Raw genomic sequence first — 10073 nt, 5'->3', positions numbered from 1 at the left:
GCGTCCACGTTCGCCGCCAGCTCGCCGGTCGTCCCGGCCCGGGCCAGGTCGAACATGCGGTGGGGATAGCGCTCGCCTCGGCGGGGTCGAACCTGGCGATCAGCGGACTGATGGCGGTCCTGGTGCTCTACGCCCTCGGTGCGCTGCGGGTGCCGCCGCAGGGCTACGGGCTGTTCGCGGCGGGAGTGGTGGTCGGCGGGCTGCTCGGGGCACTGGTGGCCGGGCGGGTGGCGGCCCGGTTCGGCACGCTGCCGGCGCTGCGCGCGGTGCTGCTCGGGCAGACCGTGGCGCTGGCCGGGTTCGCCCTGGCCCGCGGCCCGCTGACCGGGAGCGTGGCGCTGGCCGTGTTCGCGGCGGGGACCACGATCTGGAACAGCCTCTGGTCGGCGTACGGGCAGCGAAACGTTCCGGCGGAACTGCTCGGGCGGGTCGGCGCGGCGCAGCGGGTGGTCGGCCTGGCCGCCGCACCGCTCGGGGCGGCGCTGGCCGGGTTCGCCGGCGAGGCGTACGGGGTGGGCTGGGTCGTCGCCGCGGCGGCGGGCGTGTTCGCCCTGGTCACCGCCGGTGCGTGGGGAACGCTGCGCCGCGCGGGCCGACCCTCGGCGGCCGACCGGTTGGAAGCCAGCCAGCCGGTGCCGGGCGCGTAGGGCAGTGCAGGATCACCGTCACCCGGCGGCCGGTTCGAAGCCGGCCAGTCGCACGGCCAGCCGCTGCCGGACCGGGACAGCCCGGAGGCGGCCCGGAGCAGCAGGTCGCGCAGCGGGCGGGCGGCCGGCGGGACGGCGGTGAGCCGGGTGAGCCCGGCGGCGAAGCCGAGCACCTCCTCGGCGAGCGGGCGGCGGGCGGCGGCGTACTCGTCGAGGAGCGTGTCGGGACCCCCGGCGAGCACCGCGGCGAGGGTGTCGCCGAGGACGACCGCGTCGCGGAGGCCGAGGTTCATCCCCTGCCCGCCCGCCGGGCTGTGCACGTGCGCCGCGTCCCCGGCGAGCAGCACCGGGCCGGACCGGTAGCTGCTCGCGATCCGGTGGTGGATCCGGAACCGGGAACTCCAGCGGACGTCGGTGACCCGGTCCGGCCGCCGGGCCGGCCCGCGCTCGTCCAGCAGCGCCTGGAAGTGCTCCGCGCGCGGCTCGCGCGGCGCGTCGGGCACGGAGGCGACCAGCCGCACGGTGCCGTCCGGGAGCGGCGCCCAGACCAGCGGCCCCTGCCGGGCCAGGAAGAGGTTGACCTGGTCGCGGGGCAGCGCGCTGTCCACCCGGACGTCCGCGAGCAGGAACGACTCGCCCGGGTCGGTCGGCCCGCCGAAGTCGATGCCGGCCAGCTCGCGGACCGGGCTGCGCATGCCGTCGGCGCCGACCACCCAGCGGGCCCGGACCGTCTCCCCGCCCGCGAACGTCGCGGTGGCGCCGGCGCCGTCGAGGTCGAGGCCGGTCAGCTCGTACGGCCGGAGCACCCGCCCGCCGAGCGCGGCCAGCCGGTCGGCGAGCACCGCCTCGGTCTCCGCCTGGGAGACCAGCAGCGCGTACGGGTAGCGGGACGGCAGGCGGTCGAAGGGAACGGTGAGCAGCACCCGGTCCCGGTCGCGGACGGTGAACCGGGTCGACGGGAGCCCGCGGGCGGCCAGCGGCGCGGCGACGCCGATCCGGTCCAGCACCTCCAGGGTGCCGGCGTGCACCACGGCCGCCCGCGAGGTGACCGGCGGGGTGGCCAGCCGGTCCACCACGGTCGCGGTCACCCCGTGCCCGGCCAGGGTCGCGGCCACGGCCAGGCCGGTCGGCCCGGCCCCCACCACGAGGACGTCGGTGCGCTCGGGAAGCATGGCCCCTCCTCCAGGTCCGCCAACAACTGTTTGCCAACGCTTGTTGACAACGGTAGGCGCGACACCGTTCCACTGTCAACGCTTGTTGGCCTACAGTTGTGGGCATGACCGACACGGCACCCCGCTCCCGCCGCTCGGACGCCACCCGGGCCGCCATCCTGCGCGCCGCCCGGGAACGCTTCGCCGCCGACGGCTACGAGCGGGCGACCATCCGGGCCATCGCGGCCGACGCCAGGATCGACCCGTCGATGGTGATGCGCTACTACGGCAGCAAGGAGGGACTCTTCGCCGCGGCGGCCGAGTTCGACCTGCGCCTGCCCGACCTGGCCGCCGTGCCGCCGGACCGGCTCGGCGAGACGCTGGTCCGCCACTTCCTCCGCCGCTGGGAGGGCGACGAGACGCTGGCCGCGCTGCTCCGGGCCGCCAGCACCAACCCGGGAGCGGCCGAGCGGATGCGCCGCCTCTTCGCCGACCAGCTCGCCGCGGCGGTGGCCGGCTTCGGCACCGACCCGGCGACCACCGGCCGCCGGGCCGGCCTGGTCGCCAGCCAGATCCTCGGCCTGGCGTTCACCCGGTACATCGTCCGGCTGCCGCCGATGGTGGCGATGGCGCCGGAGGAGCTGGTCGACTGGGTCGCACCGACCCTCCAGCGCTACCTGACCGGCGGGCCCGGCAACTGACCCCGGAAACGAGAGGTCCCCGCGGGCGACACGCCACGCGGGGACCGGCCGGCCGGGTCAGCCGGCGAGGCTGCCCGGCTCCTCGCCCCGCACGACGGGGGCCCGGACCAGGTTGCCCCACTCGGTCCACGAGCCGTCGTAGTTGCGCACCTGCGGGAAACCGAGGAGGTGGTGCAGCACGAACCAGGTGTGACTGGACCGCTCGCCGATCCGGCAGTACGCCACCACGTCGTCGGACGGGCTCAGCCCGAGCTGGTCGACGTAGATGGCGCGCAGCTCGTCCACCGGCTTGAAGGTGCCGTCCTCGTTCGCGGCGGCCTTCCACGGCTTGCTCACCGCGCCCGGGATGTGCCCGCCGCGCAGCGCGCCCTCCTGCGGATAGGCCGCCATGTGCAGCATCTCGCCGGTGTACTCGCCCGGCGACCGCACGTCGACAAGCGGCCGGCCGGCGGCCACGTGCGCCATGACCTGATCGCGGAACGCCCGGATCGGCGCGTCGTTCCGCTCCGGCACCGGGTAGTCGGCGCGCGGCCGGGCCACCGTGTCCTTGGACATCTCGCGTCCCTCGGCGGCCCACTTCATCCGGCCACCGTCGAGCAGCCGGACGTCGGCGTGGCCGAAGAGCGCGAACACCCAGAGGGCGTACGCGGCCCACCAGTTGAAGTTGTCGCCGTAGAAGACCACGGTGTCGTCGCGGCCGATGCCCTTGGCGGCGCACAGCTCGGCGAAGCTCCTGGCGTCCAGGTAGTCCCGGGTCACCTGGTCGTTCAGCTCGGTGTGCCAGTCGACCTTCACGGCGCCGGGGATGTGGCCGGTGTCGTAGAGGAGGACGTCCTCGTCGGACTCGACCACCACGAGGCCCTCGTCGCCCAGGTGCTCGGCCAGCCACTCCGTGGTGACCAGGCGCTGCGGGTCGGCGTACGACTGGAGGTGCGGATTCGGATCGCTCGGCACAGGCATGAGCCCCAAGGTACGCCGGATCACCGGGTCGCGACCGACGATCCCGATTCCGACGGGGCACCCCACATTGGACCGGTGCCGCGGCGGACCGGCCAGGTCGTCGGCATGCGGAAGAATCGGTGCAACGGATCCCGCCGGCCGCACGTGACAGTCGCGAAACCCGCCGACCGCAGAGGACCGTGATGACCGTACGGCACCGGAACGACCCGCCGCCCCGGTCCGTGGCGGAGGTCGGAGACTTCACCGACTTCTACCAGGCGCACTTCCACCGGATCGCGGTGCAGCTCTACGCGTACCTGGGAGACCACGCCGAGGCGCAGGACCTGACGCAGGAGGCGTTCTGCCGAGCGCTGGAGCGCTGGTCGCGGGTCAGCACGTACGACGACCCGTCGGCCTTCGTCCGGCGGGTGGCCTGGAACCTGGCGACCAGCCGGCTGCGGCGGGTCCGCACCGCCCGGCGCCACGTGGCCGGTCAGCGCGAGGAACACGTGCCGGGACCGGGGCCCGACCGGGTGGCCCTGATCCGGGCACTGGCCACCCTGCCCGCCAACCAGCGCCGGGCGATCGTGCTGTTCCACCTGGCCCAGCTGAGCAGCGCCGAGATCGCCGAGCAGGTCGGGGTGGCGGAGGGCACCGTCCGCTCCTGGCTCTCCCGGGGCCGGAGCGCCCTGGCCGGCTACTTCACCGAGACCGGATCGGAGGCCCCCCGTGCCTGACGTCACCGTCGCGGAGCTGTTCACCGAGTTCGAGGAGGCGGCACGGGACACCTTCCGGCCGCCGGGGGTGGCCGAGGCGCAGCGCCGGGTGCGCGCCCGCCGCCGGCAGCGCCGCAGCCTCGTGGCGGCCGTGACCGCGCTGCTGCTCGCCGGGTCGGCCGGCGGGCTCGCGGTCGCCCACCGGCGGGCCCGGCCCGAGCCACGTCCCGCCCCGGTGGTGACTCCCACACCGGACGGCAAGATCACGGTACGCAAGGTCAGCCTGCCTGGAGTCCAGGGCGATCTGGTCGACCTCCGGTTCGTCGACTCCCGGACCGGCTGGGCGTTCTTCGACACCTGTGCCGCGATGGACTCGGGCGCGACCGGCTGCCGGCGTGCCGTCGCGCGGTCCACCGACGGCGGCGCGAGCTGGCGGCGGGCGGCCCTGCCACCGGCATCGACCGGCTCCGCCCACCTGATGCCGGTGGACGGCACCACCCTGGTCGTCGAGGCGGGCGGCCGGTACCTGGTGACCACGGACGGCGGCGCCACCTTCAGCGACCATCCGCTCGACTCGCCGCCGGAGGCGATCCAGCGGATGACCGCCACGCCCGGCGGCCTGATCCTCGGCTGCCCGTCGCCCTACTCGGCAACCGACGCCCACACGACCTGTGAACGGAAGCAGGTGATGCGCGTCGGGGTGGGCGCACTGCCGCACCAGCCGCCGGTGGCGCTGCGCCAGAACGTCGAGAACGCCCTGTTGGAGGGGGCCGACGGCCGGCTCTGGCTGACCGCCCGGGACGACGCCCGGCTCAGCGTGGTGACCAGCGACGACCGCGGGGCGAGCTGGCGGAGGCTGCCGGCCGTCGAGGCGGCCCGCGCGCTCACCGTCTCCCCGGACGGGCGCGAGGTCTGGCTGGTGCGCACGGACCGGCCGAACGGCGTGTGGCGGCTGGTGGGCGACCGCTGGCAGCGGCAACCCGGCCTGCCGGACGACACCGCGGAGGTCGCCGCCGTGGGTGCCGGGCTGCTGGCCGTCGTCAGCGCGTACGGAGGGCTGGGTTTCTGGGAGGACGGCCGCTACGTCGACGTCCCCGAGCTGCGCGAGCCGCTCCGCAGCAACCCCGACAGCCAGCCCGGCGTCGTGGCGCTGCCCGACGGCGGGCTGCTCGTCACGTACGGGCGCACGCTGTTCCTGGGCACCGGCCAGGGCGCCGACCGGAGGTGGACCTGGATCTCCTGACCGGTCTCGGGCCGGGCCGGTCAGGCGCGGCGGTGCACCAGGCGCCCGGCCACCACGGTCGCCAGGCAGGAGCCGTCGGCGGCGAAGACGGCCAGGTCGGCCCGGCCGCCGACCCTCAGTGCCGGCGGGCGGGCGGCGGCGAGCACCGCCACCTCGTTGCGGGCCGCGGCGGCCCGCAGCGCCGGGTCACCGACGTGGCCGGCGAGCACCGCGGCGGCCCCGAGCCGGAACAGGGCGTGCACCCGCTCGCGCGGGGTCGGCGCGGGCGGCAGCGGCCCGTCGTGCACCAGCGCCGGCCCGAGGGTGCCGGCCCACCGCCGCACCCGCACCCCCGGGTACGCCCCGGTCAGCTCGTCCAGCGCCGCGACGGCCTCGATCCGGTCGCCGCTCACCAGGACGGCGTGATCCGGCCGGGGCTCGTCGTTGAGGCTCAGCCGCACCAGTGGCGCGGCGTGCAGGGTCCGCACCCGGTCAGTCGGAGGTGATCGGACCGAGCACCGGCCGCTTGGCGGTGACGAAGTCGCCGGAGGAGCGGCCGGTCAACCGCCGCTTGATCCACGGCGCCAGGTGCTGGCCGGCCCAGCGCAGGTCGGCGGCCCGGGCGGCCAGCCACGGGGTCGGGGCCGGGTGCGGCGGCACCATCAGCCACTCCTCGTCGCACCCCACGCCGAGCGCGGTGAGCACCTGCGCGGCGACCCGCCGGTGCCCGGTCTCCGACAGGTGCAGCCGGTCGGTGCTCCAGAGCATCGGGTTGAGGTAGGTGTCGTCGGCGTACAGGTCGACGAGGATGGCGCCGTGCCGCTCGGCGACCTCGCCGACCACCCGGTTGAGCAGGGACACCCGAGGTGCCACCAGCCGCTGGCCGGGCAGCCGGGCCATCACGTCGGCGAACCGGAACAGCACCACGTCGGCGCCGCCGGCGCGCAGCCGGCCGATCACCGCGTCGAAGCGCGGCACGAAGTCGTCCGGGTCGAAGGTGCGGCGCAGCACGTCGTTGCCGCCCGCCGCGAAGCTGATCAGGTCGGGCTTCATGGCCAGCGCGGCCGGCACCTGCTCGGCCACGATGTTCGGGAACAGCCGGCCCCGGATGGCCAGGTTGGCGTAGCCGAAGTCAGGACCGGCCTCGGCGGCGAGCCGGGTGGCGACCAGGTCGGCCCAGCCCCGGTAGGTGCCGTCCGGATAGGCGTCGTCCATGCCCTCGGTGAAGCTGTCGCCCACCGCCACGAAGCTGCGCCAGCGCACTGCGCCTCCCTCTGACTGACCCGGCAGAGCTGCGTCGGCCAGTCTCGCACCGACCGGGCCCCCGCCGCCCGACCCCCGCGCCGGACGTGGCGGAGGTCATCGACGGGAGACCGTGAGAAGAGTCATCGGGACAAATGTCCCGCTTGCTGGGTGCGGGGCAGAATCCGCCCACCGGATTGTGGATGATGATGCCCGTCATCCGGTCCGGGGGCGGGAGGCGCCCGCCGCTGCGGCTGGCCACCTCCGGCGCTGACGAGGAACGCATGACCCAGGGACACCCGGCCGCCTTCCCGGCCGACGGTCAGCCGCACCCGCCGGGCCAGGCCCATCCGGGCCCGCCACCGGGCTTTCCCCCGGCACCCGGCTACGGCCCGCCGGTGGCCTACCCGGGCGGGCCGGGGCAGCCGGGCTTCGGGCCGTACCCGCCGGCCCCGCCGCCACGGCCGAGGTCCCGGCGCGGCCTGTGGATCGGGCTCGGCGCCGGGGCGCTGGTGCTCACCCTCTGCGCCGGCACGGCGATCGGCGTGGGCGTCGGGCTGAGCAACCGCGGCGAGGGCGCGACACCGAAGGCCGCCGCCGCGGCGAACGGGGTGACCGTCACCCAGCAGGAGCTGGACGACCTGCTGGCCCGGCACAGCAGGGCCCTGGCCGACAAGGACCTGAAGGGCTATCTGGCCCCCTTCGACCCGGCCCGCAAGGACCTGGTCGCCGGCCAGACCCGGCTCTTCACCAACCTGGGCAAGCTGCCGCTGGCGGTCGGCCAGTACCGGACCGTCGCCCAGCAGGGACGCACCACCGACAGCTTCGGCCGCGGGGTCAGCTTCCAGCTCGACGTCTCCTTCGTGCACCAGTTCGAGGGCTACGACCTCACCCCGGTCGCCGAGTGGTACCGCTGGACCGTCGTCCGGGAGAGCCAGGGCGCACCGCTCAAGGTCACCGCGGTCACCGGGGCGCCCGCCGCGCTGGGCAACTCGAAGACCGTCTACTACCCCGGTCCCTGGGACAAGTGGCGCGACATCCACGTCGAGCGCACCGGGCACACCCTGGTCATCACCGACGCCGCGCTGGCCGCCGAGGCGAAGCGCTACGCGCCGGTGGCCGAGGCGGCGGTGGCCGACGACTTCGCCGCCTGGCAGGCCGGTGGGGTCACCGCGAACATCCCGAAGGGCTTCGTCATCAGCCTGGTCAAGGGGAAGTCCGACCTCGGCTCGCTCTACCGGATCAACAAGGAGAAGACCACCGAGGCGGGCGTCTCGATCGGCATGGTCTCCGTCGACCGGCAGCAGGGCGTCGACATCGGCGGCAGCCGGATCGTGGTCGACGTGGCCGACCGGTCGTTCTTCACCCCTGGTGACCGGCAGGGTCCGCAGGAGATCTTCCGGCACGAGGTGGGGCACTCGCTCGTCGCCAGCCTGGAGGACGCCGACAAGCAGGACTCCTTCGACGGCATCGAGAACTGGATCGTGGAGGGCTTCGCGGAATACCTGGCCCACCGGGGCGAGCCGCTGCGGTCCAGCGACCGCACCCCGCAGGCCCGGTCGCTCGTCCGCTCCGGCGACTGGGACGGCACGCTGCCGAGCAACGCCGACTGGGACATTACGGGGCGGATCAGCTTCCACTACTGGCTCGGGCACGCGGCGATGACCCACCTGGCGGAGAAGTACGGCGAACAGAAGCTGTTCCAGTTCGTGACCGCCCGCTACCAGGGCGCCACCGCCGACCAGGCCAGCCGGCAGGTGCTCGGCGTCCCGCTGGCCCAGTTCCGGACGGGCTGGGCGACGTACGTGCGGGCGCAGGCGCGGTGAGCGGAAACCCGAGGAGCCGACGATGACGAACCCGCAGTCCCCCTGGCAGCCGCAGCCCGGAGCACCGGCCGGCTGGCCGGCCCCGCCGCAGCCGCAGTACCCGCCGCCGGGGCAACCCGCGTACACCGGGCAGCAGCCCGCGTATCCCGGGCAGCCCGCGTATCCGGGGCAGCCGGCGTATCCGGGGCAGCAGCCCGCGTACCCGCCGCCGGGCTGGCCGGGGGCGGGCGGGAACGCGCCGGCGGCGCCCGGGCGGCGCGGGCGCCTGGCGCTGCTGATCGCCGGCGGTCTGGTGGCCGTGCTGGCCGTCGGCGCCGGCACCGCCTGGGGCGTGTCCCGGCTGGTCGGCGGCGGCTCGGGTGGCGACGACGAGCTGGAGACCGCGTGGGTGCTGGACTTCCCCGAGCGGCAGGACACCGGCCTGACCACCTACGACCAGCAGGACATGTTCGGCGCCTGGCTGGCCGGTGACACCGTGGTCCGCGCGCAGGGGGACGGGCTGCTCGCCTACCGGCTCTCCGACGGCGGGCAGGCGTGGGGCGCGCCCGCACCGGACGGCACCTCGCTCTGCGTCGCCGCGCAGGCGGTGACCGAGGGCCGGGGCGCGGTGGCGGTCGGCTCCGACGAATCCTGCAACACGGTCGCCGGCTTCGACCTGACCAGCGGCAAGCTGACCTGGCAGGCGAAGTTCCCGGCGCCGGTCCGCGAGGACCGGGACGCGCTGGCCGCGCCGGACCTCGCCGTCGCCGGGCAGCAGGTGATCGTCCGCTCCGACGACACCATGATCGGGTTCTCCCTGGTCGACGGGAAGCAGTTGTGGCGCACCACCGGAAAGAAGCTGCTGCCCGGCCGGGACTGCGGATTCAAGGACATGCGGGCCGCCGACGAACTGGTCGTGATCACCTACGGCTGCTCCGTCGGCGGTGAGGTGGACGCCGTCGACCCGGCCACCGGCAAGGTGCGCTGGCGGCAGCGGCTGCCCGAGGCGAAGGTCACCGACGGCGTGCTCAGCGTGCGGCCGCTGATCAGCCTTCCCGGGTTGGGGCATGAGAGCTACACGGTGCGGGATCCGAAGACCGGCCGGGAGACGGCCTCGTTCACCGACCCGATCGACGGCACCGAGCTGTGGGACGTGCCGCCGAACCGCTCCAACGCGATCGACGGTCCGGCCGTCTACCAGTTCCTCGCCGACGACGACACGCTCTACCACCCGACGTTCCCGAAGAACGTGCCGAACTCGGGCCGGTCGGCGAACCAGATCATCGCGATCGACCTGACCACCGGGAAGCGGCGCTGGGTCTCGTCCGGGCACAGCCCCAGCAAGGTCGAGCTGATCCGCCGGGACGAGCAGGGGCTGCTGGCGTGGGAGACCGGCGACCGGCGGAAGCAGCCGCCGCGGCTGGTCCGGATCGATCCCGCCACCGGCGCGGTCAGCCCGGTGGCCGAGGGGCCGCTCTCGGCCGGCTTCGAGGGCGAGGAGGCCAAGGTCATGGAGCGGGACGGGGTCGTGGTGATCGTGCCCTGGAAGCACGTGGTCGCGGACCGGGCCATCACCGTGCTGCGCTGACCCGAACCGCGCCGCGACGAGGGGCGGCCCACCGGTGGGTGGGCCGCCCCTTCCGCGTACGG

Annotated in this window: 9 protein-coding genes; 5 read left to right on the top strand and 4 right to left on the bottom strand. The window is 75.0% G+C overall.

Annotation, left to right across the window (positions count from 1 at the left end; translation table 11 throughout):
* Nucleotides 1–163: 163 nt before the first annotated feature.
* Nucleotides 164–1819: an FAD-dependent monooxygenase gene (locus ACW0Q9_RS02270; protein WP_456178133.1), complete on the bottom strand. Its 1656-nt coding sequence runs from the start codon at nt 1817–1819 to the stop codon at nt 164–166.
* A 104-nt stretch (nt 1820–1923) separates the two neighbouring features.
* On the opposite strand from ACW0Q9_RS02270, the gene ACW0Q9_RS02265 reads away from it, so the two are divergent.
* A complete protein-coding gene (locus ACW0Q9_RS02265; protein ID WP_456178132.1) occupies nt 1924–2499 on the top strand; it encodes a TetR/AcrR family transcriptional regulator in 576 nt (191 codons plus the stop codon).
* Nucleotides 2500–2556: 57 nt separating this feature from the next.
* On the opposite strand, the gene ACW0Q9_RS02260 is transcribed toward ACW0Q9_RS02265, so the two are convergent.
* The gene (locus tag ACW0Q9_RS02260; protein WP_456178131.1) at nt 2557–3459 is read right to left on the bottom strand and encodes a sulfurtransferase; all 903 of its coding nucleotides are present in this window, start codon (nt 3457–3459) and stop codon (nt 2557–2559) included.
* A 182-nt stretch (nt 3460–3641) separates the two neighbouring features.
* Between ACW0Q9_RS02260 and ACW0Q9_RS02255 the strand changes: the two genes are divergently transcribed.
* Nucleotides 3642–4175: a SigE family RNA polymerase sigma factor gene (locus tag ACW0Q9_RS02255; protein WP_456178129.1), complete on the top strand. Its 534-nt coding sequence runs from the start codon at nt 3642–3644 to the stop codon at nt 4173–4175.
* Entirely contained in the window at nt 4168–5397 is a 1230-nt protein-coding gene (locus ACW0Q9_RS02250; protein ID WP_456178128.1) for a hypothetical protein, read from the top strand. The genes ACW0Q9_RS02255 and ACW0Q9_RS02250 overlap by 8 nt, the downstream gene beginning before the upstream one ends.
* A gap of 20 nt (nt 5398–5417) precedes the next feature.
* On the opposite strand, the gene ACW0Q9_RS02245 is transcribed toward ACW0Q9_RS02250, so the two are convergent.
* Together ACW0Q9_RS02245 and ACW0Q9_RS02240 are read right to left on the bottom strand one after the other, a co-directional pair.
* The gene (locus tag ACW0Q9_RS02245) at nt 5418–5864 is read right to left on the bottom strand and encodes a hypothetical protein (protein WP_456178126.1); all 447 of its coding nucleotides are present in this window, start codon (nt 5862–5864) and stop codon (nt 5418–5420) included.
* 4 nt (nt 5865–5868) lie between these two features.
* Nucleotides 5869–6639 carry an SGNH/GDSL hydrolase family protein gene (locus ACW0Q9_RS02240; protein WP_456178125.1) on the bottom strand — a complete coding sequence of 257 codons (771 nt, stop codon included), beginning with the start codon at nt 6637–6639 and terminating at the stop codon, nt 5869–5871.
* A gap of 263 nt (nt 6640–6902) precedes the next feature.
* Here ACW0Q9_RS02240 and ACW0Q9_RS02235 point away from each other — a divergent pair, with 263 nt between their 5' ends.
* Entirely contained in the window at nt 6903–8444 is a 1542-nt protein-coding gene (locus tag ACW0Q9_RS02235; RefSeq protein ID WP_456178123.1) for a hypothetical protein, read from the top strand.
* Nucleotides 8445–8466: 22 nt separating this feature from the next.
* Nucleotides 8467–10011, top strand: a complete 1545-nt coding sequence (locus tag ACW0Q9_RS02230; RefSeq protein ID WP_456178121.1) for a PQQ-binding-like beta-propeller repeat protein — start codon at nt 8467–8469, stop codon at nt 10009–10011.
* Nucleotides 10012–10073 lie beyond the last annotated feature (62 nt).

The sequence above is a fragment of the Micromonospora sp. I033 genome (genome assembly GCF_053890995.1).
Note: the sequence above shows the minus strand (reverse complement) of the source record. Positions and strands in the feature narration are given on the sequence as shown.